21 protein-coding genes and 1 pseudogene are annotated in these 25,163 nt (G+C 60.7%); 16 read left to right on the top strand and 6 right to left on the bottom strand.

Annotated features, from left to right (window positions below; all coding sequences use genetic code 11):
• Window positions 1–5: 5 nt before the first annotated feature.
• A complete protein-coding gene (locus ACQZ40_RS22130) occupies window positions 6–2,042 on the bottom strand; it encodes an oxidoreductase (RefSeq protein ID WP_448748649.1) in 2,037 nt (678 codons plus the stop codon).
• 141 nt (window positions 2,043–2,183) lie between these two features.
• Here ACQZ40_RS22130 and ACQZ40_RS22135 point away from each other — a divergent pair, with 141 nt between their 5' ends.
• Window positions 2,184–2,825, top strand: coding sequence for a TetR/AcrR family transcriptional regulator (locus ACQZ40_RS22135; protein WP_448748650.1), 642 nt, complete (start codon window positions 2,184–2,186; stop codon window positions 2,823–2,825).
• A 239-nt stretch (window positions 2,826–3,064) separates the two neighbouring features.
• Window positions 3,065–3,298: pseudogene (locus tag ACQZ40_RS22140) on the top strand (sensor histidine kinase); the annotation flags it as partial.
• Window positions 3,299–3,318: 20 nt separating this feature from the next.
• On the opposite strand, the gene ACQZ40_RS22145 reads toward ACQZ40_RS22140, so the two are convergent.
• Entirely contained in the window at window positions 3,319–3,750 is a 432-nt protein-coding gene (locus ACQZ40_RS22145) for a MarR family winged helix-turn-helix transcriptional regulator (RefSeq protein WP_004433168.1), read from the bottom strand.
• A gap of 205 nt (window positions 3,751–3,955) precedes the next feature.
• Here ACQZ40_RS22145 and graD point away from each other — a divergent pair, with 205 nt between their 5' ends.
• From graD to ACQZ40_RS22180, 7 genes are all read left to right on the top strand, one after another.
• Window positions 3,956–4,495 carry an FADH(2)-dependent resorcinol hydroxylase reductase component gene (gene graD / locus ACQZ40_RS22150; RefSeq protein WP_020810141.1) on the top strand — a complete coding sequence of 180 codons (540 nt, stop codon included), beginning with the start codon at window positions 3,956–3,958 and terminating at the stop codon, window positions 4,493–4,495.
• Window positions 4,496–4,588: 93 nt separating this feature from the next.
• Window positions 4,589–5,818 (top strand): FADH(2)-dependent resorcinol hydroxylase oxygenase component, encoded by a 1,230-nt coding sequence (gene graA, locus ACQZ40_RS22155; RefSeq protein ID WP_448748651.1) that lies wholly within the window; start codon window positions 4,589–4,591, stop codon window positions 5,816–5,818.
• Window positions 5,819–5,864: 46 nt separating this feature from the next.
• A complete protein-coding gene (gene tsdA / locus ACQZ40_RS22160) occupies window positions 5,865–6,848 on the top strand; it encodes a gamma-resorcylate decarboxylase (protein WP_448748652.1) in 984 nt (327 codons plus the stop codon).
• A gap of 3 nt (window positions 6,849–6,851) precedes the next feature.
• On the top strand, window positions 6,852–7,907 hold the full coding sequence (graC, locus tag ACQZ40_RS22165; protein WP_448748653.1) for a maleylacetate reductase: 1,056 nt from the start codon (window positions 6,852–6,854) through the stop codon (window positions 7,905–7,907).
• A 12-nt stretch (window positions 7,908–7,919) separates the two neighbouring features.
• Window positions 7,920–8,807, top strand: a complete 888-nt coding sequence (gene graB / locus ACQZ40_RS22170) for a hydroxyquinol 1,2-dioxygenase (protein ID WP_174039637.1) — start codon at window positions 7,920–7,922, stop codon at window positions 8,805–8,807.
• The gene (locus tag ACQZ40_RS22175; protein WP_065656212.1) at window positions 8,804–9,142 is read left to right on the top strand and encodes a YciI family protein; all 339 of its coding nucleotides are present in this window, start codon (window positions 8,804–8,806) and stop codon (window positions 9,140–9,142) included. Before graB ends, ACQZ40_RS22175 begins: the two co-directional genes overlap by 4 nt.
• A 216-nt stretch (window positions 9,143–9,358) precedes the next feature.
• The gene (locus tag ACQZ40_RS22180) at window positions 9,359–10,645 is read left to right on the top strand and encodes an MFS transporter (protein ID WP_004433180.1); all 1,287 of its coding nucleotides are present in this window, start codon (window positions 9,359–9,361) and stop codon (window positions 10,643–10,645) included.
• A 99-nt stretch (window positions 10,646–10,744) separates the two neighbouring features.
• Here ACQZ40_RS22180 and telA read toward each other — a convergent pair whose 3' ends face one another.
• From telA to mprF, 3 genes are all read right to left on the bottom strand, one after another.
• Window positions 10,745–12,073, bottom strand: a complete 1,329-nt coding sequence (gene telA, locus ACQZ40_RS22185; protein ID WP_448748654.1) for a telomere resolvase TelA — start codon at window positions 12,071–12,073, stop codon at window positions 10,745–10,747.
• A 221-nt stretch (window positions 12,074–12,294) separates the two neighbouring features.
• A complete protein-coding gene (locus ACQZ40_RS22190; protein WP_161987858.1) occupies window positions 12,295–13,680 on the bottom strand; it encodes a virulence factor in 1,386 nt (461 codons plus the stop codon).
• A complete protein-coding gene (gene mprF, locus ACQZ40_RS22195; RefSeq protein WP_448748655.1) occupies window positions 13,677–16,277 on the bottom strand; it encodes a bifunctional lysylphosphatidylglycerol flippase/synthetase MprF in 2,601 nt (866 codons plus the stop codon). Before mprF ends, ACQZ40_RS22190 begins: the two co-directional genes overlap by 4 nt.
• Before the next feature lie 274 nt (window positions 16,278–16,551).
• Between mprF and ACQZ40_RS22200 the strand changes: the two genes are divergently transcribed.
• Window positions 16,552–16,845 (top strand): hypothetical protein, encoded by a 294-nt coding sequence (locus ACQZ40_RS22200; RefSeq protein ID WP_174039633.1) that lies wholly within the window; start codon window positions 16,552–16,554, stop codon window positions 16,843–16,845.
• A gap of 55 nt (window positions 16,846–16,900) precedes the next feature.
• Here the strand turns inward: ACQZ40_RS22200 and ACQZ40_RS22205 are convergent, their stop codons facing one another.
• Complete coding sequence (locus ACQZ40_RS22205; protein WP_448748656.1) at window positions 16,901–17,941, bottom strand: dipeptidase; 1,041 nt, start codon at window positions 17,939–17,941, stop codon at window positions 16,901–16,903.
• 233 nt (window positions 17,942–18,174) lie between these two features.
• Here ACQZ40_RS22205 and ACQZ40_RS22210 point away from each other — a divergent pair, with 233 nt between their 5' ends.
• The 6 genes from ACQZ40_RS22210 (at window position 18,175) to ACQZ40_RS22235 (ending at window position 25,008) form a co-directional block, all read left to right on the top strand.
• Window positions 18,175–19,770 carry an ABC transporter substrate-binding protein gene (locus tag ACQZ40_RS22210; RefSeq protein ID WP_078051637.1) on the top strand — a complete coding sequence of 532 codons (1,596 nt, stop codon included), beginning with the start codon at window positions 18,175–18,177 and terminating at the stop codon, window positions 19,768–19,770.
• Between the two features lie 2 nt (window positions 19,771–19,772).
• The gene (locus tag ACQZ40_RS22215; protein ID WP_271046413.1) at window positions 19,773–20,786 is read left to right on the top strand and encodes an ABC transporter permease; all 1,014 of its coding nucleotides are present in this window, start codon (window positions 19,773–19,775) and stop codon (window positions 20,784–20,786) included.
• Window positions 20,783–21,685: a nickel transporter permease gene (nikC, locus tag ACQZ40_RS22220; RefSeq protein WP_004433196.1), complete on the top strand. Its 903-nt coding sequence runs from the start codon at window positions 20,783–20,785 to the stop codon at window positions 21,683–21,685. The genes ACQZ40_RS22215 and nikC overlap by 4 nt, the downstream gene beginning before the upstream one ends.
• A 3-nt stretch (window positions 21,686–21,688) precedes the next feature.
• Window positions 21,689–22,519 carry an ABC transporter ATP-binding protein gene (locus tag ACQZ40_RS22225; RefSeq protein ID WP_220317364.1) on the top strand — a complete coding sequence of 277 codons (831 nt, stop codon included), beginning with the start codon at window positions 21,689–21,691 and terminating at the stop codon, window positions 22,517–22,519.
• A complete protein-coding gene (locus tag ACQZ40_RS22230; protein WP_448748657.1) occupies window positions 22,516–23,256 on the top strand; it encodes an ABC transporter ATP-binding protein in 741 nt (246 codons plus the stop codon). Before ACQZ40_RS22225 ends, ACQZ40_RS22230 begins: the two co-directional genes overlap by 4 nt.
• A 240-nt stretch (window positions 23,257–23,496) precedes the next feature.
• Window positions 23,497–25,008 carry a serine hydrolase domain-containing protein gene (locus ACQZ40_RS22235; RefSeq protein ID WP_448748658.1) on the top strand — a complete coding sequence of 504 codons (1,512 nt, stop codon included), beginning with the start codon at window positions 23,497–23,499 and terminating at the stop codon, window positions 25,006–25,008.
• Window positions 25,009–25,163: the final 155 nt, after the last annotated feature.

The following is a 25,163-nucleotide window of genomic DNA, read 5'->3' on the forward strand; positions in this document are numbered from 1 at the left end:
CAGCCTCAAATATCCTTCGCCAGACGGAGCGCATCGTAGATCGCCGCATGGGTATTGCGTGCGGCGACCGCATCGCCGATCCGGAAGAGCCGGTAGGCGCCTTCCGGGTTGCGCTCGACCGCTTGGGCCGCTCCTGCAAGCAGGGCGTCGTAGGAGATTTCCCCGAGGTTTTTCGAACCGGGTTTGAGTTCGAAATAAAGGTCGTCCAGCGGGATGGTGCCGTGGTTGACGACGATCTGATCGACGGTTCTCGATTTCGTCACGCCGCCATAATCGCTGCCGACATGGGCAATGAGCTGGTTGCCGTTTCTTTCCACCGCTTCCAGCCGGTAGGTAACGGTGAAAGTCACATCGCGTTTTTGCAGCGAGCGCATATAGGGAACGAGGTTCATGGCCATGACTTCCGGGGCGAAGGCGCGGTCGGGCGTCATGATCTCCACTTTCGCCCCGGCTTTTGCGAGGAATTCGGCGGCTTGCAGACCGGCATGATCGCCGGCATCGTCGAAAACCAGTACATTCGTTCCCGGCTTGACGTCTCCTGAAATGATATCCCATGCCGAGACGACGAGATCGTTGCCGCGGGAAAGTACATCGGTATGCGGCAAGCCGCCCGTGGCGATGATGACCACGTCAGGGTTCTCCGAAAGAACTGTGTCCGCTTCGGCCCAGTTGTTGAAGTGAAAGGTAACGCCCAGTCTCTCGCACTGGCTCATGCGCCAGTCGATGATGCTGATCATCTCCCGGCGGCGTTCGCTTTGCGCCGTCAGCCGGATCTGGCCGCCGGGATTGTTGGCGGCCTCGAACACGACGACCTCATGGCCGCGTTCGGCACAGACGCGCGCGGCCTCGAGCCCGGCCGGTCCGGCGCCGACGATCACCACCTTCCGGCGTTCCGCCGCTTTGGGTATCTCGTGCGGCATGGTTTCCTCACGGCCCGTTGCCGCATTGTGAATGCAGAAGGCGAGACCGCCCTGATAGATGCGGTCGAGACAATAATTGGCGCCCACGCAGGGGCGAATATCTTCCTCGCGTTTTTCCATGATCTTGCGCACGATATGCGGATCGGTCATGTGGGCGCGGGTCATGCCCACCATGTCCACCTTGCCGGCGGCGATGGCGTGGCGCGCGGTGGCGACATCGGGGATCTTGGCGGCGTGGAATGTCGGGAAACTGGTCGCGGCGCGGATTTCACCGGCGAAATCGAGATGCGGTGCATTGGCCATGCCCTGAATGGGGATGACGTCGGTCAGGCCCGGGTCGGTGTCGATATGACCCCTGATGACATTGAGATAATCGATCAGGCCGCTGTCCTTCAGGCGTCTGGCGATTTCGATGCCTTCTGCCTGTCCGGTGCCGCCCTCAAGACATTCGTCGGCGGTGTAGCGGACACCGAGGATGAAATCGTCGCCCACGCGTTCGCGCATCGCCTTGAAAACGTCGAGACAGAAACGCATGCGGTTTTCAAGCGGGCCGCCATAGGGGCCGTCCAGTTCGTTGGTCAGCGGCGAGACGAACTGGTCGATCAGATGGCCATAGGCTTCCAGCTCCACCCCGTCCATTCCGCCCGCCTTCATGCGTTCGGCGGCGTCGGCGAAGTCCTTGATGATGCGCTCGATATCCCAGTCCTCGATCTTCTTGGGAAAAGCCCGATGCGCCGCTTCGCGGTGATGGGATGGCGCAAGGATCGGCAGCCAGTCGCCCTTGTCCCAGCGGGTGCGGCGGCCGAGATGGGTGAGCTGGATCATGATAGCCGTACCCTCTTCATGCACGGCGTCGGTCATTTCCCGGATCCACGGGACGATTTCATCCTTGTAGGCGAGCAGGTTGTTGAAGACGGGCGGGCTGTCTCTGGAGACGGCGGCGGAACCGGCCGTCATTGTGAGCGCAACGCCGCCCTTCGCCCGCTCCACCGTGTAGGCGCGGTAACGCCCCTTCGGCATGCCATCCTCGGGATAGGCGGGTTCGTGCGAGGTGACGATGATGCGGTTGCGCAGTGTGAGGTGTTTTAGCTGGTAGGGCTGAAGAAGGGGATCGCTCGACATAGCCTGCTCCAAAAGGGTTTCTGTCTCAAGGCTAAGCGGGAATGTACACTTGTGTCAATTTACAAAACACAATTGTCTTTCCTTTTGACATGGGTGTACATACCGCTTGTCGCGAAGAGACCGATTTGCTACGAACGCGTCATGGAAGCGACATTGAACGACATCGGCTGGCGTGGATCGCAGGAGGGGTGGCTCGAGGCCGCCTATCAGGCTCTGCTGGAATCGGGGGTGGATTCCGTCAAAATCCTGCCTTTGGCGAAAAAGCTAAATCTGTCGCGCACGAGCTTCTACTGGTTCTTCAAGGACCGGGAGGAATTGCTGGCCGCGCTTGTCGCCCGCTGGCGGGAAAAAAATACCGGAAGCATCGTCCGGCAATCCGAAGCCTATGCCGAGACGCTGGCCGAAGCCATGCTGAATGTTTTCGATTGCTGGCTGGATCCCGCGCTTTTCGACAGCAGATTTGAATTCGCCGTTCGAAGCTGGGCCCTTCAGTCCGACGAGATTCTTGCGGAGGTTCGCAAGGCCGACGAGATGAGAATGACGGCGCTTGCACGTATGTTCGTGCGGTTCGGCCACAATGAAAACACGGCGGATGTGCGCGCCCGGACCACCTATCTGGTGCAGATCGGCTACATTTCCATGCAGTCCGAGGAAGATGTGGCGGTGCGGATGCAGAGGATTCCGGACTATATCGCCATCTATACCGGTGAGATGCCGCAGCAGCGTGAGCTTGACCGGTTTTATGCGAGACACGGGTACAGGCCTGGAACGGCGCAACTGTGACATTTCCAGAGTGAGGTCAGCGTACAACGCACGCAATGCCGTCGGATTATCTGCTGTAAGGTGGTAGAAGTCGAATTGTCTGCCCGCCCTCCTGCAATGTAGTTGCAACATTTCTCGACCAGTGGTGGGAATGGCAGAATCCATTTCCGGGGGAAGTCATTGCGAATCTTGCTTCTTGAGGATGAACCCGAAAATGGCGCGCGCGCTTCTTGAAGCCCTGCGCCGGCGCGATGTGCTAGGATGGACAGGGCAGGCCGCAACTTCCGGCGACGCCGGAGCGGGCGGAACTTAAACGGCGCTATCCGAATCTCTGGTTTGTGGTGCGCGACGCCAATGACATCGTATTGCAATATGGCGCTGTCCCCGGGGCCTGCCCTGTCGGCGGTATTTCCCCGGAGTTTTGACCGTGCGCGTCTGGAGGTGGCCGGAACGCTACGCGCCACCCTGAAAACCGCAATACAGCCGCCGGGCGCTAGTTCGCCGGCTATCGGTATCAGAGGCCGGCAATGTTGCGGCCGATATGGCGCAGTATGCTTTTGAAGAGTTTCACTTCGGCCGGGTCGAGGCCTTCGATTGCGGTTTTTTCGAACATGGCGGCGATGGGCATGAGTTCGTCGGCCAGTTCCTCGCCCTTCGGGGTGAGGGTGATGCGCACGATGCGCGCATTGTCGAGCGGCCGTTCGCGGCTGACGAGGTTACGCCGGACCATCAGCCCCACAAGCCGGGACAGCGTGGAAATCTCCACCGATACCATGTCTGAAAGCTCGGTCAGCGTCTTGCTCTCCTGCTGCCGCAGCGTCGCCAGCACGCGATACATCGGCAGGGTGATGTCATAGGAGGCCAGTCTTACCGAAAAGCGCTCGCCAAGCCGAACGCCCACCCAGTTGAGCAGGTAGGGTACCGAATCGGTGAATTGATAGGACACGAGCAAATCCCCGTTTGAGAACCATCTGCGCAGATGCTGATGTGCGCCTATCGGCTGTACCGGCACAATCCATCCGTTTCAATAGCTTCGCCCCATAAGACGGGGAATGCGGCGTTCTCCCACGCACAAAAAATGACAAACAACATTTGCATTGACAAATATTGCAAACGCAAATAAATAAGAATGCAGGATTTGGGAGGATCTCATGACATCAGCATTGTTTGGCCTGAGCAGCCTTGCGCCTGAAGGCGTCGGTCAGAATTTCCGTTCAACAATGCGTCGTTTTCCGGCGACTGTGACGGTTATCACGGCCTGTGCTTCAGGTGATCAGCGCGATCACGGCATGACGGTCACGGCCGTCACTTCGGTCTCTATGGAGCCGCCGTCCCTGCTGGTTTGCCTGAACAATCGCACCCTGCTGCATGAACTGCTGCTGTGCCGACCCGATTTCATCGTCAATGTGCTAACGCAGGATCAGATTGCCCTGTCGGATGCCTTTAGCGGCAAGGTGTCGCCGGAAGAGCGTTTTCGCGACGGTCAATGGCAGCGCCACGACAATGGCGTTCTCTATCTGCCCACGGCCCATGCCGCCATCGCCTGCCGCCGGGTCGCGGCGATGCCTTACGGAACCCATACCGTCTTCATCGGGCAGGTTGTCTCGGCCGATGTCAGCGAGACGACACGGCCGTTGCTTTACGAAAACGCCCAATATTGCGCCGCAAGCCCCGCGAGCCTGCCCGCCTGATCATCGCCGCCCAGATAATCCCGGCGGGATAACCTCCGGCCAGCAACATCCGGCCGGTAAAGTCCGGCCAGTAAAGTCCGCAAGGAGACAATCATGAACGATATGAGCCATGCGCCGCTGCCGGCGCAAACGAACCCGCGTGCCCGCCTCCCAAGCCGCGTTACCGGCATAGCCGATCTTTTCCGGGCGAGCGCCCGGCAGACGGAGGAGGCCCGGCGCGTTCCTGCCAGCCACATCGAGGCGCTACGTGGCATCGGGTATTTCGATATCGTCAAACCCCGCGCCTTCGGCGGCAAGGGCGGTGACTTCGCCGAGCTCGTCGAGGCCAATATCGAGCTTTCGGCCGCCTGTGCGTCGACCGGCTGGGTCGCTGGCCTGCTGTCGGCCCATCAATGGCTGCTGGCGATGTTTCCGGAAGAGGCGCAGACCGATGTCTGGGGTGAAAACCCCGATGCACTGCTATGCGGCTCCTATGCGCCCGTAAAGATGGCGGAGCTCGCGGATGGCGGTTACCGCCTCAGCGGCAAATGGGCCTTCGCCTCGGGCTGCGAGAATGCGCAATGGTCTCTCTGCGCCGCCATCCTGCCGCCGCAGGGCGAGGGAAAGCCGGTTCCGGCCTTCCTGCTCGTTCCCGCGAGCGAATATACCATTGAAGATACCTGGCATGTGGTGGGGCTGGCCGGCACGGGTTCCAAGACGCTCGTTCTCGACGATGTCTTCGTTCCCGGACATCGGGTTCTGACCTTTCCGGACGCTACCAGCGGAAAGACGCCCGGTGGAAAATATTATGCGGAGGAAGGCCTGTTCAACATGCCGCTTCTGACCGGCATTCCCTCCTGTCTCGCGGCGGCCGGCGTCGGCGCGGCCAGGGGTGCGCTTGCGGCTTACGTCGATCATGTCGGCGGCCGGGTGACGCGCGGTGCGGTGGCGGGCGGCAATAATCGCATGGCCGAATTTCCGACCATCCAGCTGCGCGTCGCGGAAGCAGCGGCCAGCGTCGATGCGGCTTGCGAAATATTGCTGCGCGATGTTGCCCGCGCACAGGCGCTCTCGCAGGCAAGGATCGAAGGCCGGGCGGAATTTACGGTGGATGACCGCCTTCTCAGCCGTCGCGGCCAGTCCTTTGCGGTGTCTCTCGCCCTGCGCGCCGTGCAGGCGCTCAACGATTCCACCGGCGGCGTCGGGCTCGATCTTTCCAACCCGGTGCAGCGGGCTTGGCGGGATGCGAATGCGGTCGGCCGCCATATCAGCATGAACTGGGACGCCGTGGGCACCATGATCGGCCAGAGCATGCTCGGGCTGGAACCCAAGGGCCAATATTGATCGCCTCTCGGGCGGCAAATCAAAGAGTGAATTCGGAGGAAACCACATGCAAGGCAAGGTCGCTCTCGAGGAGCATTTCGCAATCCCGGAAACGCTTCAGGATTCGGCCGGGTTCGTACCCGGCGATTACTGGAAGGAATTGCAGCACCGCCTGCTCGACATTCAGGATACGCGCCTGAAGCTGATGGATGCGCATGGCATCGAAACCATGATCCTGTCGCTGAACGCGCCGGCGGTGCAGGCCATTCCCGACAGGAAGAAGGCGATCGAGATCGCGCGGCGGGCGAACGACGTCCTCGCCGAAGAATGCGCCAGACGGCCGGATCGTTTCCTCGCCTTCGCAGCCCTGCCATTGCAGGACCCTTACGCGGCGACGCAGGAGCTTCAGCGCTGCGTCAACGATCTCGGTTTCGTCGGCGCGCTCGTCAATGGTTTCAGCCAGGAGGGCGATGGCCAGACGCCGCTTTATTACGACCTGCCGCAATATCGCCCATTCTGGGGCGAGGTGGAAAAGCTCGATGTGCCCTTCTACCTGCATCCGCGCAACCCGCTGCCGCAGGATTCGCGCATCTATGACGGCCATCCCTGGCTGCTTGGCCCCACCTGGGCTTTCGCGCAGGAAACGGCCGTGCACGCGTTGCGTCTGATGGCGTCCGGCCTGTTCGACGAGCATCCGCGTCTCAACATCATTCTCGGGCATATGGGCGAAGGCCTGCCTTACATGATGTGGCGCATCGACCACCGCAATGCCTGGGTGAAGCTGCCGCCGCGTTATCCGGCCAAGCGCCGTTTCGTGGATTATTTCAACGAGAATTTCCACATCACCACCTCGGGCAATTTCCGCACCCAGACGCTGATCGACGCCATTCTGGAAATAGGTGCGGATCGCATCCTGTTTTCCACGGACTGGCCCTTCGAGAATATCGACCACGCCTCCGACTGGTTCAACGCGACGACCATCGCCGAGGCCGACCGGGTAAAGATCGGCCGCACCAATGCGCGCCGCCTGTTCAAGCTCGACGGGCGCTGAACCATGCAGCCCTTCGTCTATATGACCGCTCCCGCCCGCATCGTCTTCGGCGCGGGCAGCTCGGCGGGGGTGGCGGAGGAAATCCGCCGCCTTGGCCTGTCGCGGGCGCTGGTGCTTTCCACGCCGCAACAGAAGGGCGACGCGGAGGCGCTTGCCGCCCGGCTTGGCCGGCTTGCCGTGGGTGTCTTCTGCGATGCGGCCATGCATACGCCGGTCGAGGTGACGAAAAACGCGGTCGAAGCCTATCGTGCCACCGGATCGGATTGCGTTGTCGCGCTCGGCGGCGGCTCCACCACCGGTCTCGGCAAGGCCATTGCGCTGCGCACCGATGCGGCGCAGATCGTCATCCCGACCACCTATGCCGGCTCCGAGGTGACGCCCATTCTCGGCCAGACGGAAAACGGGGTGAAGACCACCATACGCGGGCCGGAAATCCTGCCGGAAGTGGTGATTTACGATGCGGAACTGACGCTTGGATTGCCGGTCGCCATCAGCATGACGAGCGGGCTGAACGCCATGGCGCACGCGGCGGAGGGGCTTTACGCGCAGGACCGCAATCCCATCGCCAGCCTGATGGCGGTTGAGGGATTGCGGGCGATGATCGAGGCGCTTCCCGGCGTGAAGGCTGCGCCGCAGGATGTCAAGGCGCGCGAGACCGCGCTTTATGGTGCGTGGCTGTGCGGCACGGTGCTTGGCGCCGTCGGCATGTCGCTGCATCACAAGCTCTGCCACACGCTGGGCGGCAGTCTCGATCTGCCACACGCGGAAACCCATGCGGTGCTTCTGCCGCATACCATCGCCTATGTGGAACAGGAGGTGCCGCATCTGCTTGCACCGCTTGCTTCTCTAGTGGGCGGCAGGGCAGGGACGGGGCTCTACGATTTTGCCGCCCGGCTCGGCGCGCCGTCGAGCCTTTCGGCTCTCGGGGTTCGGTCGGACGATCTCGACCGCATGGCGGAGCTTGCAACGGCCAATCCTTACTGGTGCCCGCGGCCAATCGAAAAAACTGCGATCCGCGACCTTTTGCAACGCGCCTTCGAGGGCGCGCGGCCGGAGTGATGGGAGGAGACGATGGATATGAAGATGAGCAATGATGACGGCTACTTCGTCGAGGAACGTTCGGCTGAAACCGTGATCGCGCGGATGCGCGACTGTGACGATCCGCGTCTGAAGGAAATCATGGCGGTGGTGACGCGCAAGCTGCATGAGGCGGTGAAGGAAATCGAACCGACCGAGGAGGAGTGGATGAAGGCCATTCATTTCCTCACCGAGGTCGGCCAGATCTGCAATGAATGGCGGCAGGAATGGATCCTGTTTTCCGATATTCTCGGCGTCTCCATGCTGGTCGACGCCATCAACCATCGCAAGCCAAGCGGCGCGTCGGAATCGACCGTTCTCGGCCCCTTTCATGTCGCGGATGCGCCGGAAATGCCGATGGGTGCGAATATCTGCCTCGATGGCAAGGGCGAGGATATGGTGGTCACCGGACGCATCCTCGATACCGAGGGAGCGCCGGTCGCCGGCGCGCGCATCGATGTCTGGCAGGCCAATGACGAAGGTTTTTATGACGTGCAGCAGAAGGGCATCCAGCCCGATTTCAACCTGCGCGGCGTCTTCATCACCGGCGAGGACGGACGCTACTGGTTCCGGGCCGCCAAGCCGAAATATTATCCGATCCCGGATGACGGTCCGGTCGGGCAGCTGCTGCGCGCCATGGGGCGGCATCCCTACCGGCCAGCGCATCTGCACTATATCGTTTCGGCCGAAGGCTTCGCCACGCTCGTCACCCATATCTTCGATCCCGACGATCCCTATATCCGTTCGGATGCGGTCTTCGGCGTAAAGGAGAGCCTGCTCGCCGATTTCCAGCGGGTGGATGATGCGCAGAAGGCGCGGGACCTGGGTTTCATCGGCGACTGGTTCTGGTCGGTGAACCACGATTTCGTGCTCGCCCGATGAGCGGCGGCAGCGACCGAACCCGGCTTTACGTGCGTTTCGCCGAAAGCGATCCCGCCGCGGCCGCACAACGGGCGGCGCAGATAGAGGCTCACAAGGCCCATCTGCGCAATGGTGAGGCGATGGCGGAAGGGTTCAAGATTCTTGTCTCCGGCCCGATGAGCGCGGTTGCCGACGGCCCATCCGCCGCCCTCATTATTGCGCAGGCGCGCTCGATCGAAGACGTCATCGCCTTCAGCGATGCCGACCCATTCGTCATTCACGGTGTTTATAACCGCATTCATATTTTGAGCTGGACGCCGACGTTGTCGACGATTTCCGGGCTGGAGCCTGGCTGAATTTCGTCGGCGCGGTGCGCCTGGCATTTGTTAATATTTCATTTGCAATTTTTGCAAATGCAACATTTAATCGAAGGCGGGATGCTGGCGATATGTGCTTGACAGGAGCAGGGCACATATCAGTGTGGAGCACGCCGGGCACTCACGGAGGATATCGCAGGAACGGGAGACGCTTATCCATACCGGATGGCGCGTTCATGCGTGAAAGGGAGGAACATGTCCACGAATTATCTGAGCGCCGCGTCAGCGCGGACGAAGAACCCGGCCGGCGTTATCGCGACATGCGGCCTGATGATCATGTTTGACGGATACGATCTGGTCGTTTATGGCGCCGTCGCACCGGCACTCTTGAAAGAAAGCGCATGGGCGCTCAACCCGGCCATGGTCGGGCGCGCCGCCGCGCTGACGCTGGTGGGCATGCTGCTCGGCGCGCTATTTGCCGGCACCATGGCCGACCGCATCGGCCGCCGCAAGGTGGTTCTTCTCAGCCTCGCCGGCTTTTCGGCGATGATGATCGCCTCGGCCATGACGCCGAATTTTCTCGCCTTCGAAATCACACGTTTCTTCGCCGGTCTCGGGCTTGGCGCATTGCTGCCGACGGTCACCGCGCTGGTGCTGGAATTTTCGCCGCCGCATCGCAGAGCGCAGGCCAATTCCCTGTCTTTCCTCGGTTATCTTATCGGCGGCATCATTTCCGGCGTCATGGGCATCCTTCTTCTGGAGACCTATGGCTGGCGGCCCTTGATGCTGATCGGCGGCCTGCCGCTTATTCTTCTGCCGATCTTCATGCGGTTCCTGCCGGAATCGCCCGAATGGCTGGCAAGCAAGGGCCGGCAGGCGGAGGCTGACGGCATTTGCGACAGCTACGGTCTGCAACGCATCGTGCCGCATGCGAAAATTCAAAAGGGCGGCGTCGGCGCGCTGTTCTCGGAAGGCCGGCTGCTCTCGACGCTGAATGCCTGGGGCATCCACTTCTGCTCGCTGCTCCTCACCTTCGGCATGGTCAACTGGCTGCCCACCATCATGAACAAGATGGGTTATGACATCAGTTCGGCGCTCAGCTTTTCCGTCATGCTCAATGTCGGGGCTGCGATCGGCATCCTCATCGGCGGGCGGTTTGCGGATAAGGGTAACGTCAAGGTGGTCGTGGCGATCCTGTTTGCCATCGGCGCCGCCTCGATCTTCGCCCTGACGGTGAACAAGGGTCCGCTTCTTTATGCCTTCGTCGCCCTTGCGGGTGCGGGCACCATCGGAACCCAGATTCTCGCCAATGTTCTGGTGGGACGGCTCTACCCTGTTCATATTCGCGGCACGGGTCTCGGTTTTTCGCTGGCGGTTGGGCGGCTCGGCGGCATTGCCGGCCCGATGATCGGCGGCCTCGTGCTGCAGCGGGGTCTGGCGCCCGAGTGGAATTTCTACATTTTCGGCTCGGTCGCACTTGTGGGGCTGATGCTGACGGTATTGACCCTGCTTTACCGCACCTCCGGTGACGCGCGGGCTTGATGAATGAAATGGCTGGCCGCGGAGGACTGAAATCCGCGGCCGAAGTATTTCCGGCAAAGCTGCCGAGCGGTTTTACGCCTGGAAAATGACTTTAACGCATCACGCCTTGCGGGATACCGGCGCTATTGTCGCCATCTGCTGCAACGTCCGTTCGTTGATGCGTTTGGCCCGTGCCAGCGCATCGTCGCGATCTTCCGGCAGCGTATAGGTCATATAGGACAGCGAGGTTTCGAGGTCGTTGTTGTTATGCCCGAGAATGGCGGCGAAGTAGCTGTTCTTGGTCACATGCGGCGGCGCGAAATTGTGAAAGGCCACCTCGGCATAGAGGTGCCGGAGGCCATAGGGCTTGGGAAGCTCTTCCTTCGGCCAGAGATCCTCGAACAGGTTAAAAACCGTGTCCCGGAGCAGCAGGCGGGTTTCCGACGAAAAATCGTCGATCGACATGCCATGCCACAATTTTCCCTGTCCGCTTTCGCGCAGGCGCCTATAGGCGGCCAGAATGGTTTCCGCGCGGGCAAGCACCGGGATTTCATAGGTAATCCCGAATTTTGTTCCTTCGCCCTGTTTCGTCTTGGCCTGGCCGTTGAACAGAAGGCTCCATTTGGAGACGCCCTTGCCATAGGGGGCAGGCGAAAATTCGGCCTGGGTAAAGACCTCGTAGGGGCGGCGTCCCGTCATGCCGATCAGGCCGATGCCGATCATCAGTGGATCGGCGGACAGGAGCTTATCGGCGCAAATCTTTAGGACCTGCCGATAATTCTCGAAGGTGATCAGCGCGCCGTGCTTTCTGGCGATCTTCTCCATCTTCACCCGGCGTGCATCGTCATACATCGCGGCATCGCCGGTGGCGATCTTCAGCATCGGGTGGTCGTCGCCGAAGGCCTCGCGGATGGCGTTTCGATATTTGGTGATGTAGGAGATGATCGTTGTCTGGGCTCTGCCCTTCATGGTGCTGATTTCAGCATTCCACAGGGTCTGCATCTCTTCTTTCGTTCCCATGCCGTTCATCGCCGCAATGAAATCCGCGATGCGCAGCAGAACGGTCGGCTTGCGGCCGGCGGTATTGAACTCCGCCCGCTCGATCTTTTCGACGATGGAGGCCGCCACGCCGGTTTTCGTATAGTCGGCGCGCGCAATATAGGTGTTCAGCCGCTCACGCAGCTTCTTCATGTTGCAGATGGCAAGCGGCGTGCTCTTGACGCCGAACTCGGCCTTCAGCGCATTGCGATATTTCATGATGTAGAGTTCGAGCGTCTTTTCGGTGCGGCCATTGTCGAAATGGTAGCGGACCTCGGCATCCCACAGATCGCGGATTTTTCTGTTGCGCAGCGTGTCATCGCTCTTCATCGCCTCTTTGACCTGACCGACGAACTGATCGATGCGTTCCACGAGGACTGGTGTTTTCGTCTTTCGCTTTGAAGCGGGCATGCGGCGGCTCCCTGAACCCGTCCGGAAATATAAAATCCATGGTTGGCGATCAACAGCAGCACGGTTGCGGAAATGTGATGAACATCCACTGCAGGCCGGTTTCTTTTGAATAATAGTTTAAGCGATTCCGCAAGCACGGCCGCGACGCGAAGAAGCATCGGCGATGCGTTCGCCGTCAAAGATTATCCGAGATGCGGAATATCGGCCTGTGGTGATGCAGGCTATTTCGGCAGCCGGGTCTTCAGCGAGGTCACGATACGCTTGGCCAGTCCCTCATAGTCCTCGTCAAAATGGTGGCCGCCCTCGATGCCGACTGCTTCCACGCCCTTGGCTTTCAGGCCGGGGCAGGGGTCTTCATCTTCTTCTTCCGTGCCATAGATGCATTGCACCAGCTTCGGATCGATCTTGGCGATGTCATCCACCGTCTTGCCGCCCTTGCCTTCACCGGCAACGCCAAGCCAGCCTTCGACGGAAATCTCGAAATCCACTTCGGTCGAAAGTCCCATCAGGGTCAGTTGCACGACATGCGACTTGTCGCGGTCCGGCAGCAGATTATAGGTGGCGGGAAGAATATCGGCACCGAAGGAATAGCCGATCAACACCACATTGCGGACTTTCCATTCCTTGCGATAGGTGTCGATGATGCGGCCGAGATCTGTGGCGACCTCCTGCGGTTTCTTTTCCTTCCAGAAATAGCGGAGCGAATCGACGCCGATGACGGGTATGCCTTCCTTCTGGAAGGCGCCGCCCACTTCCTCGTCGAGATCGCGCCAGCCGCCATCGCCGGAATAGATCACCGCCATGGTGTCCATCACCGGGCTGGTTTCCAGAACCTTGATCGGCAGGCCGAGCGGGCTGTCCGTGTCGCCCGCGGCGTCGATCTGGTCGGACAGGGTCTGGGTCAGAACCTCGTCCGCCTTGTCATCCACATCCGTCACGTCGATATCGGGATGCAGCTTGACGAGCGCGTTGACGTGATCGCGGCCCTTCTGATCCGCAGCAGGCGTGAACAGCACGCTGACGGGGGCGGGCAGCGGCCCGTCGGTCAGGCCATAGACTGTTTCGCCATCCGCCTTGTCCTTGGTGGCGGGGGTGCAGAGGATTTTCTCAAGCGGCAGGCCGGCCTTGGGGTCGACGGCGATGGCTTCCCGGACGGTGGAGACGGGGCTCTGCGCAATCATCGCCAGCGCCAGCGTTCCGCCCTTGCCGATGCCGGTGAGGATGGGCTGGCGATAGCTGCTCGTGCCGGCGGTGCGCTGGATCTGCTGCGAGAGCGACTCGATGTCCGAGATCATATAGATGCACTCGTCATCATCGGCCTCGAGCGCCTTCAGATATTCCTTGAAATCGATACCGACCACGGCTGCGCCCTTTTCCACCAGCGCCTTGGCGCGGGTCTCATCGGCAGCCGTCCATCCGTCCGCATCAGAAATCAGGAAGACGCTGGCGAGAATTTCGCCATCCGGCACCATGATATGCTCGGAAGGGATCATGCCGGTCTCGTAAGCGGGTTTGTCCTGCGCAAAAACGGCGCCAGAAACAAACAAGGGGGAGGCGAACAGGGCGGAGGCGGCAAGAACCGCTTTCAGCATGCTGGGTTTTCTCATTTTCCGATCACTCCTCTGACGCCGCCGCTGATGAGAACCGTCGCGTCCATCAGCGCCAGAGCGGCGTCTGCGCCGTTCTGCACGGCAAGGTAACGCGGTTCCCATTTCGGGTGAAACTTCGCCTTGAAGGCGCGAAGTCCCTTGAAGTTGTAGAAACGTTCGCCGTGTTCGAACAGCGTGCTGCCGATGCGGTCCCAGACGGGGGCGGCGTCGCGTTTCGACATGCCGGACATGGGGGCCATGCCGAGATTGAAGCTCTCATAGCCCGCCTCGCGCAGATATTGCATGATGCTGACGAAGAGAAAATCCATCGAGCCGCGCGGCGCATCCGGCGAAAAACGCATGAGGTCGACGGTGGCTTCCTTTTTCGTGTCCGTCACCATCAGATTGGCGAAAGCGGTGATCTTTCCATCCTTGCGCAGCACGGCGACAGGTTGCGACAGGATGTAATCCGGCTCGAAAGCGCCAAGAGAGAAACGCTTTTCCCGGGTATTGTGGTGGGCGAGCCAGCCATCGGAGACCTGTTTCAGCTCATCCAGAATATCCGCCACCTGCGCCTGTTCGACCACCTCGAAGGTCAATCCGTCGCGCGCGCCGCGGCTCAGCGACTGGCGAAGATTGGCAAGCTTGCCGCCCTTCAGTTCGAATGCGGTGAGATCGACCAATGCCAGTTCGCCGAGCTTGAAGGCGCGCAGGCCCGCATCGGCGCAATGGGAGAGGAGGAAAGGCGAAATCTGGTAGAAGGCGGCGCGCGCACCGGCGCCACGGGCGGCTTCCACGAATTGCCAGACCAGATCCGGAAAATCATCCTCATCGCCGACCGGATCGGCAAACGCGATCCATGAGCGGCCCTGGATGCCATACATGATGAAGGCGTTGCCGCTTTCGGAGAACATCACGTGTTTGTCGCCCATGCGCACCAGATTGGCGTCGGCCGCATCCTGTTTCATGACGATGCCGGTCGCACTCGTGACGTCGTCGGCCTTGATGGCGTCCGGCCTGAAGGCCACCGGCCGCATCAGGCTGAAGATGGCGATGGTGGAGGAGGCAAGCACGAGGCCGAGAAGGGCGCGCAATCCGCGCGGCGCTTCCTCGGAGAATTCGAACTGCCACCATAATGTCTGGCTGTAATCCGTATCGCGATAAACGAAGAGCAGGATTGTCGCCGCGCCGGCAATGATGACGGCCATGGCGGCGAGCCAGCTTGGGCCCAGCGCCTGCTTAACCAGCGAGGCATGGCGGTTGAAGCTGCGCATATTGACGGAGAGGGCCGCAATGAAGACGCCGAGGATGGCGGCTTCGAACACGGCGATGGCCTTGAGGAGCGAGAGGACCAGCGCCAGCGAGGCGGCGACCAGCGCAATCCACCAGGCGCCGTCAAGCCGCTGCCCGAGGCCGCGCGAAGCGACGACAAGCACGAGGCCGAGAATGCTCGTGAGAAAATGCGCCGCTTCAACGATGGGAAGCGGTACGAAATTGGAGAGGAAATCCAGATTGCTGTCCGGCGTCGGCGTCACACTCGAGAAGATCAGCATGGTGCCGAGGATCATCGCGAAGGTCGATAGCAGCGGCGGCGCGAGCCTGACGGCAAGCTGGCTGATATCGGAGACAACAGGCTTTGCCGCGAACTGCTTCATCTCCGAGACGAGCATGACCAGAATGGCCACCACCAGCGGCAGCACGTGATAGATCACGCGGTAGAGAACGAGGCTTCCGAGCAGCTGATCGACGCTGATGGCGTTGCCAAGCCCCGCAACCATGACGGTTTCAAAGACGCCGAGGCCGGCGGGCACATGGCTGAGCACACCGAGGCCGACGGCGGTGGCGTAGATGGCGAAAAATGTCGGCCAGCCGAGATGCGTGTCGGGCAGCAGGACATAAAGCACGGAGGCGGAGGCGGCGATATCGAAGGCGGAGACCAGGAACTGGCGCGACGATGTCCGGCTGTCCGGGAGACGAAGCCGCCATGCGCCGAGCCGGATGGCGCGCCCGTTGCGCCCGACATAGGCGGCCGCCACGAGAATTGCGATTATGGCAAGCGCTGCACCCCTGAGAATAGCGGCATCGACGCCGATGATGGCGGCGATGCGCGGTGCGACGATGAAGGTGGAGATGGCGCTGACCGAAAGCAGCCCAAGCCCGAAGGACAGCGTGACGAAGGCGATGACGCGGGCGATTTCACCGGGTGACAGACCCAGCCGGGAATAGGCGCGAAAGCGGATGGCGCCACCGCTCAAGGGGCCGAAACCGGCGGTATTGCCAATGGCATAGGCCGCAAACGCAGTTGCCGCCATGGGCGGAAAGGGCAGCTTGCGGCCGATATATTCGATGGCATTGGCGTCGTAGAATATCAGCGCCAGAAAGCTGAGCGCGGTGAAAACGATGGCGAGCAGCACCGCCGAGGCCGAGGTCTGTGTCAGCGCATCGATGACGTCGTCATAGCGGACTTCGGAGGTCAGGTGATAGATGGCGAAAGTCATCATCACGAAGACCAGCGTAATGGCGATCGCGGTCAGATAGGGTCGGTTTCTGGCAAAAAAGCTTTCAACCGCAGATTCCGTAACATCGGTTTGTGTAATTTCGCTCTTGTCTGCCATTTACTTTGCCCAGCGCCAGTTCCTGTTGGCGAACCACAGGATTGTGTCGCTAATTCGTTTAGGTTGAGGAAATGTGATTAGCAGAAAAGCATGAAGTGTCGATGTGAAGTTTATGTCCGATCATGCGTGAATTTCACCGGTCGGGCGCTGAAAATACAACTATGGAATGCATGATTGGTGGGATTGTTCCGAATGACGCCAAATTGACCGTTGCGGTTGCTTGGTGGTGCCGTTTGATGCGACTACACGCTCCTTTCGATTGAAGGAGATGCCAATGAACAAGCCCACAAGAATAATAGTTTCGCTCGTCGTCGCCCTTGTGGCGGGCGGCGGATACATGGCGGTGGATAAGATGCGCGGCGCCGAATGGGTCGTTTCGCCGCAACAGATCGCGGAGGCCAAGGCAAAAGGGCAGATGGGTTATGAATCCCGTCCGGGCACCGTGACTGTGTTGCCGATCCGCAGCGAGACGGCGGATGTGCTGCCGATGAAATGGGCGCTGATTGGTGTCGTCGCCGGGCTTCTGGCTTTCCGGGCGACCGGCAAGAAAAAAGCGGCAAAGGCTTAAGGGCCTGCCGCTCACATCTCCGGCGCTTTGCGCCGGAGATAAATTGCAATATGCCTCACGCGCCCCAGGTTTTTTCGAGCACACGGATCCAGTTGCCGTGGCAGATTTTGGCGAGCGCCTCGTCGTCATAACCACCCTTGCGCAGGGCTTCGACCAGCAATTGCAGATCGGCTGCGTCCTTCATGGCCGCGGGAATGGTGGTTCCGTCGAAATCCGAACCGAGCGCGACGTGATCGATGCCGATGCGGTTGACGATATAGTCCACGTGGCGGACGAGTTCGTTGAGATCGGTGTCCGGATTTTTCACGCCGTCCTGACGCAGGAACAGAACGCCGAAATTGATGCCTGCGAGGCCGCCCGTGTCGCGGATGGCGTCAAGCTGCCGGTCCGTCAGGTTGCGGCTGTGATTGCACAGCGCATAGGCGTTGGAATGCGACGCCACCAGCGGCGCGCCGGAAATCCCGGCAATGTCCCAGAAACCCTGCTCGTTCATGTGCGACAGGTCGACCATGATCTTCAGCGCGTTGCAGGTCTTTATCAGCCGCTTGCCGGCATCCGTGAGGCCGGGGCCGATATCCGGCGTCGAGGGGAAACGGAAGGGAACGCCGTAAGCGAAGATGTTCGGGCGGCTCCAGACCGGCCCGAGCGTGCGCAGGCCCGCTTCGTAGAGAACGTGGAGCGCATCCAGATCGGCGCCGATCGCCTCCGCACCTTCGATATGGAAGACGGAGGCGAAAGCGCCCTCTGACATGGCGTTGCGGATATCGGCGGCCGTGCGGCAGACCTTGAGCGCGCCTGCGGATTGTTTTTCGGCCCGGAACAAAAGGCCGGCCATGGCAAGTGTCGCCTTCAGCGCATCCGCCTCGGTCGGCGTCGGGTAGTCGCCGTTGGCGTCCTTGTCCATGCTGGGCGAAGGCACATAGGCGGCGCAGAGGCCACCGGCCAGCCCGCCTTTCTTGGCGCGGGGCAGGTCGATGTGGCCGATGGTATCCCCTTCGATGAGAAGCGTTTCGGGGGAAACATTGCCCGATCGCCATAACCGCAGCAGCACGTCGTTGTGGCCGTCGAAGACGGGTACGGTTTTTTGATCGGTCATGGTCATTCACCTTCGGAAATGGGATTGCGCGGACGCGCGTGCGGACGAGTTTTCTGAATTGGTAGAGGAAAGGTCAAGGCGGGAGCAAATGCAATCCGTGCATAGGCTCTGCCAAATTTGGAATTGGTCGGGCCTCGTTTGCTCGTGGTAATCGCGGGAAAACATAAAAAAAACGACTGGATTGGGGCAAACCCACCATTTTCCGAAAAATAAGGTCCGAAAGGGGATTTTCGATGATTTCAAGACGCAACCTGTTGATTGCCGGCGCTGCCGTTCCGTTCCTTTCTTATGCGCGCATTCCGGCCTTTGCCGCGACGCCGAAGGATATTCTGGTTGTTGCGCAGCAGCTGGACAATATGACGAGCCTTGACCCGCATGAAGGTTTCGAAGCCGTCGGCGGTGAAATCATCTCCAACATGTATCAGAAGCTGGTGCGCGCCAACCGTGAGGATTCGACCAAGGTCGATCCGGTCATCGCGAAATCCTGGGAAGCCGATGCGGACAGCAAGGTCTTCACCTTCACGATCGGTGACGAGGCGACCTTCGCGAGCGGCGCCAAGGTCACGGCGGAAGACGTCGCCTTCTCGTTGCAGCGCGCCATCAAGATGAACAAGAGCCCGGCCTTCATCATCAGCCAGTTCGGCTTCACGCCCGACAATGCCGAGACGACTATCGTTGCCACTGATGACAAGACGGTGAAGCTGACGACGGCAAAGCCGACCGCCATCTCCTTCCTGCTTTATTGCCTCTCTGCCAATATCGGCGCGATCGTCGAAAAGAAGGCGGTTCTCGCCAATGCTTCCGGCGAAGACCTCGGCAATGGCTGGCTGCAGAAGAACAGCGCCGGCTCCGGCGACTTCGTGCTGCAGGCCTGGAAGCCGAGCGAAAGCGTTGCGCTGACCGTCAATCCGAACGGTCCTTACAAGGGCAATATCAAGCGCATCATCCTGCGCCACGTCACCGATCCGTCTTCCCAGCTGCTGATGCTGCAGAAGGGCGATATCGACATTGCCCGCGACCTGACGTCGGAACAGCTGCGCACCGTCAAGGACGATGCGAATATCGAACTGGAGCGCAAGTCCATTGCCTCGCTGGTGCTGATCTCGCTCAACCAGGGCAATGAGAACCTCGCCAAGCCGCAGGTCTGGCAGGCCATCAAGTGGGCGCTGGACTACAAGGGCATGCAGGAAAACATCGTGCCGCTGACGCACGAAATCCACCAGAGCTTCGAGCCGAAGGGCTTCCCCGGCGCCGTCAACGACATTCCGTACCAGCGCGACGTCGAAAAGGCCAAGGCGCTGATGGCAGAAGCCGGTCTTGCCGATGGTTTCGAGATCAGCATGGATCACTATTCCGCCCAGCCTTATCCGGATCTGGCGCAGGCCATTCAGGCGAACCTTGCCGATATCGGCATCAAGGTGCGCCTGCAGTCGGCGGAAAACCGTCAGGTTCTGACCAAGATGCGCGCGCGTGAGCACCAGATGGCGCTTTCCGCATGGGGCACGGATTATTTCGATCCGCATTCCAACGCCGATGTCTTCAACATCAACAAGGACAATGGCGACGACGCCAAGTCGAAGCCCTTCCTGTGGCGTTCGCGCTTCAAGAACGACGACTTCGCCGCCAAGGCCGAAGCCGCGCGTGACGAGAAGGACCCGGCAAAGCGCGTGGAGCTTTATGAAGCCCTGCAACGCGAGCACATGGAAAACAGCCCCTTCGTGTTCATGTTCCAGACCACCAAGACGGCAGCCTTCCGCAATGGTGTTTCCGGCTTCGAACTCGGCGTTCTCTCCGAGGGCAATTCCTACCACGATGCGAAGAAAGCGTGACATTGAACAAGCGCGTTAAAAGCATATCGTCGATACTGAGCAGCGTCCTCCTGACGCTGTTCGGTTTGATGGTCATCACCTTCATGATCGGGCGCGTCATGCCCGTCGATCCCGTCATCGCGGCGGTCGGCGATAACGCGCCCGAAGACGTCATCGTGCGGGTGCGGGCCGAAATGGGTCTCGACCAGCCGCTGGTCGTGCAGTTCTTCCATTATGTCTCGCAGGTCCTGCATGGCGATTTCGGCAATTCGATCCTGACCCGCAATCCGGTCTGGATCGATATCAAGCGGGTTTTCCCCGCCACTTTCGAACTTGCCACCGCAGCTCTCATCCTTGCTGCGCTGATCGGCATTCCGCTCGGTGTCTGGGCGGCCGTCAAGCAGGGCAAGCTGACCGATCAGGTCATCCGCGTCGTCTGCCTTGCCGGTCACTCCGTGCCGGTCTTCATGCTGGCGCTGATTTCGCTGCTCGTCTTCTACGCCACGCTTGGCGTCGCACCGGGACCGGGCCGGCAGGACATCATCTATGACGGCATGATCACGCAGGTTACCGGCCTGATGACGGTCGACACGCTGCTTGCGGGCGACTGGGACGCCTTTTACGACGCCATCGCCCATATGGTGCAGCCGGTCTGCATCCTCGCCTATTTCAGCATGGCATATATCACCCGCATGACGCGCGCCTTCATGATCGACGCGCTGAAGGGTGAATATGTCATCACCGCCCGCGCCAAGGGGCTTTCGGCCATGACCGTGATCTGGGGGCATGCCTTCCCGACGGTCGCCGTGCAGCTCATCACGGTTCTCGCGCTCACCTATGCCGGTCTTCTCGAAGGTGCGGTGGTGACGGAAACCGTCTTCAGCTGGCCGGGCCTTGGTCAATACCTCACCGTCTCGCTCATGAACGCGGACATGAACCCGGTCGTCGGAGCAACCCTGTTGATCGGCTTCATCTATGTCGCCCTCAACCTGCTCGCAGACGTGCTTTACAGAGTTATGGATCCTCGCGTTCGATGATGTTAGCTAATTTCAGAAACTGGGCGCTGGATGAGACGCCGCATTCGCGAACACAGGCTGCCTGGGGCAACCGGTATCGCATCTGGCTGAACCTCAAGTCCAACCCGCTGGCGGTGATCGGGCTTACGATCATCGTTCTCTTCATCGCGCTGTCGCTGCTGGCGCCGCTGCTTGCCCCTTACGATCCGGCGACGCAGAACCTCGGCAATCGCTTAGCGTTTCCGAGCGCCGAACACTGGTTCGGCACGGATGAGCTCGGTCGCGATATTCTCTCGCGCATTCTCTATGGCGGCCGCGTCACGCTCGGCATGGTCATTGCCGTCGTCGTTCTCGTCGCACCCATTGGCCTCGCCATCGGCTGCATCGCCGGTTATTTCGGCGGCATTGTCGATACGGTGCTGATGCGGGTGACGGATGTGTTCCTGGCTTTCCCCCGTCTCATTCTGGCGCTCGCCTTCGTTGCGGCGCTGAAGCCCGGTGTTGAAAGCGCCATTCTCGCCATCGCGCTCACCGCCTGGCCGCCCTATGCGCGTCTGGCGCGCGCCGAAACCATGACGGTGCGCGGCAGCGATTTCGTTGCGGCTTATAGGCTGACCGGTGCTTCCGCCTGGCGCATCATCGCCCGGCATATCGCGCCGCTCTGCGTGCCGAGCCTTATCGTGCGCATCACGCTCGACATGAGCTCGATCATCATCACCGCCGCAAGCCTCGGCTTCCTCGGCATGGGCGCGCAGCCGCCTTCGCCGGAATGGGGTGCGATGATTGCGACGGCCAAGCGCTTCATCTTCGAACAATGGTGGGTCGCCACCATTCCCGGCATCGCCATCTTCCTCGTTTCGCTCGCCTTCAACTTCCTTGGCGATGGTTTGCGCGACGTTCTCGACCCGAAGGGACATTGAGCCATGCTGGTCGAAATCGAAAATCTGAAGATCGCTTTCCAGACCCGCACCAGCCGTTTCGAGGCGGTGCGTGGTGTCTCCATGAAGCTCGGCACTGAAAAGCTCGGCATTGTCGGCGAGTCCGGTTCCGGCAAGAGCCTCACGGCGCGTGCGCTGATGAAGCTTCTGCCCTCTAATGCGGATATTTGTGCCGACAAGCTCGCCTTTGACGGCATCGACGTGCTGTCGGCCAGCGAAAGGCAGATGCGCCAAATCCGCGGCAAGCGGGCCGGCTTCATTCTGCAGGACCCGAAATATTCGCTGAACCCGGTGAAGACCATCGGCGCGCAGGTGGCCGAAGCCTGGCGCACCCACAAGGGCGGCAGCAAGCGAGCCGCCATGGAAGCGGCCATCGCCCTGCTCGATCAGGTAAAAATCCGCAATCCGCGTCAGGTCGCCTCTTCCTATGCGCATGAGGTTTCCGGCGGCATGGGCCAGCGCGTGATGATCGCCATGATGCTTGCGCCCGATCCGGAACTGCTGATCGCCGACGAGCCGACCAGCGCGCTCGACGCCACGGTGCAGGCGGAAATCCTGCGGCTGATCGAGGAGCTGGTGTCGGAACGCGGCATGGGCCTCATCCTCATCAGCCACGATCTGCCGCTCGTGTCGCATTTTTGCGATCGCGTCGCCGTGATGTATTCCGGCCGGGTGATGGAGGAGCTGAAGGCTTCCGAGCTTTTGAAAGCCCAGCATCCTTACACGCAGGGACTTTTAAACTGCATTCCCTCGCTGACGCATCCGCGCGAGCGTCTTCCTGTTCTCAACCGTGATGCAGCGTGGTCCAGCCAATGATCGACGTCGATAATCTCCGTATCAAGTTCGGCGACCGCGAAGTCGTGAAAGGCGTGTCCTTTTCGGTGGAAAAGGGCGGCAGCTTCGGCATCGTCGGCGAAAGCGGCTCGGGCAAGTCCACCATCCTGCGCGCCATGGCCGGCCTGAATGAAAGCTGGGAAGGCCGCATCGCCTTTGCCGGCAAGGATGCGCCGCTGAAGCGCACGCCGGAATTCTTCCGGCAGGTGCAGATGGTGTTTCAGGACCCCTATGGCTCGCTGCATCCGCGCCAGACCATCGACCGCATTCTCAGCGAATTGCCGCTGGTGCATGGCATGGACAATATCGAAAAGCGCATCCAGCAGGCTTTGTCCGATGTGGCTCTGCCGCAGGCGGTGCGCTTCCGGTTCCCGCACCAGCTTTCCGGCGGCCAGCGCCAGCGCGTGGCGATTGCCCGTGCGCTGATTGCCGATCCGCAGGTGCTGCTGCTCGACGAGCCGACTTCGGCGCTCGATGTCTCGGTGCAGGCGGAAATCCTGAACCTGTTGCAGGACCTGCGTGCGGCACGCAACCTCACCTATATTCTCGTCAGCCACAATCTGGCTGTTATCGCGCATCTGTGCCCGCAGGTTGGTGTGATGCTGAACGGGGAAATGGTGGAGCAGCTGAGTGCGAGCGATCTGCGCGAGGGTCGCACGAAACATCCGCATACGGAAGAGCTGCGCAGCCTGAGCATCCGGCTGGAAGAGCCGGCCTGACGGCCGGTTACCTAGCCTACGTTACACATGGATCGAGCGGGTGCCGCCCGCTTCTTCTCCCCGAGGGGGAGAAGTCTGCGGCAGCGGGATGAGGGGGCCAGCTCTCCGTAAATTTCTACCGTCGCCCTCTCATCCGACCCTTCGGGCCACCTTCTCCCCCTCGGGGAGAAGAAACAAGCGGCGATGCCGGTGACAAAACCGTTGTCTTCGCGCGTTGCAATAGAGACACGAGACCGAACCATGCCACAGCAATTCGACTGGAACGCCGCTTCAACCCTTTCAGAGAGCTTCGTCTCGCAATGGGGGGGCAATGAGCCGGGTGGAGCGGCAATCGGTTTCGATCTCGATGGCATTCGCTTTGCCCATGCGGGCGGTGTCGAGAGCCTTTCGACATTCGCACCTTTCACGCCGCAGAGCGTGGTGCGTTATGCCTCCGTTACCAAACATGCCTTCTGCGCCATGGTGCTTGCTCATTCCGATCTGATCGGCCTCGACGACCCGCTCGGCAAACATCTGCCGGAGCTGCAATCGCCGCTTCGCGAGGTGACGGTGGGGCAGGCGCTGGATATGAGCGGCGGCTTGCCGGATACGCGGGAATGCCTCTCACTGCTTGGCCTTTCCGTATACACCGAGACGAAGGCCGGCCCGCTTCTCGAATACCTGTCGAGGTTGACGCGGCTGAATTTCCCTGCCGGTAGCGAGGTGTCCTATTCCAATACCGGTTATCGTCTGGTGGAAGCGGTGCTGGAGCGCCGGGGTTTCCGTTTCGACGATTTCGTGCAGACGCAGATTGCCGACCCCTTCGGCGTGTTCCTGAAGGCGCCGGATGTCTGGAACGATCCGGTCGATGGCCTCGTGCCGGGCTACTGGAAAGCCGAAGACAACTGGCAGCTTTCGGCCGCCGGTCTGCATATCTCCGCTTCGGGCAGTCTTGCCGGCAGCGCCGAAGCGCTGACCCGCTGGTTGCAGGGGCTGATGCGGGGCGAGGGCAGCTTTGCGGGTGTTCTCAACAGGCTCTCTGCCGAACGTTCGCTGGCCGATGGGCGAATGAGCGAATATGGTCTCGGCCTGCGCTGGTCGCATCTGGGAGACAGGCGCTTCGTCGGCCACGGCGGTTCGCATCCGGGCTACAAGACCTATTTCCTCCTCGATCCGGAAAACGGCACGGGTTTCGTTGTGGTGTCGAACCGCGAGGATACCAACGGCTTCAAGATCGCGCTTGAAAGCATGGCGGCCCTCACCGGCCTGCCTTTGCCCAAGCCGGCCGCCAGCCTGCCGGAAGGCCTTTACGTGACCGAAAGCGGGCCGTGGTGGCTGGAAATCAAGGGCAGCACATCCACCTTCATCGATGGTGACGACACGCTTTATAAAGATGACGATGGCTGGGTATCGTCCCGTTCGGCATCGTCTCCGATGCGCCTCAGGCTAGAGGGTGATGCCATTGTTGGCGAGGCCGGCCACGCCGCTCGCCGCTTCCTGCCGGTCGGCGATCATGCGGTGCCGGATGATCTTTCGGGCTCGTGGCGCTCGGATGAGGGCGCGGAATTTATCATCAGCGGTTCCTCTCTGACGATGGGCATCGGCCCCACGCGCCGGAGCATGCCTCTGAAGGCGCTCGGTAATGGCCGTTTCCTCTTCACGCTGATTGACGGGCCATGGACGAAGCGCGTTTGCCTCAATCGTCTGGGTCATGATCGGATCGAGCTGGTTTCCAGCCGGGCGCGGATGATCGAGTATTCCAGAAGCTGCTAACGGTCTGAAACCGATCCCATTGCGCCCGACAAATTCGACGTCATCCTCGGGCCTGTCCCACTACTGTCCGGTTTAAATTTGTGGCCATTGGAAGGCCATCTGGTTTTGGTTTGTGGGTTTGTCTGGTGGCGGGTTTAGAAGCCGATCGGTGCGTC

Source organism: Agrobacterium sp. 16-172Ci (assembly GCF_053522725.1).

Excerpts from the sequence above, each read along its gene's own strand:
- ACQZ40_RS22130 (WP_448748649.1), bottom strand. The coding sequence starts at position 2,042 with ATGTCGAGCGATCCCCTTCTTCAGCCCTACCAGCTAAAACACCTCACA.
- ACQZ40_RS22135 (WP_448748650.1), top strand. The coding sequence starts at position 2,184 with ATGGAAGCGACATTGAACGACATCGGCTGGCGTGGATCGCAGGAGGGG.
- graD (WP_020810141.1), top strand. The coding sequence starts at position 3,956 with ATGACATCAGCATTGTTTGGCCTGAGCAGCCTTGCGCCTGAAGGCGTC.
- graA (WP_448748651.1), top strand. The coding sequence starts at position 4,589 with ATGAACGATATGAGCCATGCGCCGCTGCCGGCGCAAACGAACCCGCGT.
- tsdA (WP_448748652.1), top strand. The coding sequence starts at position 5,865 with ATGCAAGGCAAGGTCGCTCTCGAGGAGCATTTCGCAATCCCGGAAACG.
- graC (WP_448748653.1), top strand. The coding sequence starts at position 6,852 with ATGCAGCCCTTCGTCTATATGACCGCTCCCGCCCGCATCGTCTTCGGC.
- graB (WP_174039637.1), top strand. The coding sequence starts at position 7,920 with ATGGATATGAAGATGAGCAATGATGACGGCTACTTCGTCGAGGAACGT.
- ACQZ40_RS22175 (WP_065656212.1), top strand. The coding sequence starts at position 8,804 with ATGAGCGGCGGCAGCGACCGAACCCGGCTTTACGTGCGTTTCGCCGAA.
- ACQZ40_RS22180 (WP_004433180.1), top strand. The coding sequence starts at position 9,359 with ATGTCCACGAATTATCTGAGCGCCGCGTCAGCGCGGACGAAGAACCCG.
- telA (WP_448748654.1), bottom strand. The coding sequence starts at position 12,073 with ATGCCCGCTTCAAAGCGAAAGACGAAAACACCAGTCCTCGTGGAACGC.
- ACQZ40_RS22190 (WP_161987858.1), bottom strand. The coding sequence starts at position 13,680 with ATGAGAAAACCCAGCATGCTGAAAGCGGTTCTTGCCGCCTCCGCCCTG.
- mprF (WP_448748655.1), bottom strand. The coding sequence starts at position 16,277 with ATGGCAGACAAGAGCGAAATTACACAAACCGATGTTACGGAATCTGCG.
- ACQZ40_RS22200 (WP_174039633.1), top strand. The coding sequence starts at position 16,552 with ATGAACAAGCCCACAAGAATAATAGTTTCGCTCGTCGTCGCCCTTGTG.
- ACQZ40_RS22205 (WP_448748656.1), bottom strand. The coding sequence starts at position 17,941 with ATGACCGATCAAAAAACCGTACCCGTCTTCGACGGCCACAACGACGTG.
- ACQZ40_RS22210 (WP_078051637.1), top strand. The coding sequence starts at position 18,175 with ATGATTTCAAGACGCAACCTGTTGATTGCCGGCGCTGCCGTTCCGTTC.
- nikC (WP_004433196.1), top strand. The coding sequence starts at position 20,783 with ATGATGTTAGCTAATTTCAGAAACTGGGCGCTGGATGAGACGCCGCAT.
- ACQZ40_RS22225 (WP_220317364.1), top strand. The coding sequence starts at position 21,689 with ATGCTGGTCGAAATCGAAAATCTGAAGATCGCTTTCCAGACCCGCACC.
- ACQZ40_RS22230 (WP_448748657.1), top strand. The coding sequence starts at position 22,516 with ATGATCGACGTCGATAATCTCCGTATCAAGTTCGGCGACCGCGAAGTC.
- ACQZ40_RS22235 (WP_448748658.1), top strand. The coding sequence starts at position 23,497 with ATGCCACAGCAATTCGACTGGAACGCCGCTTCAACCCTTTCAGAGAGC.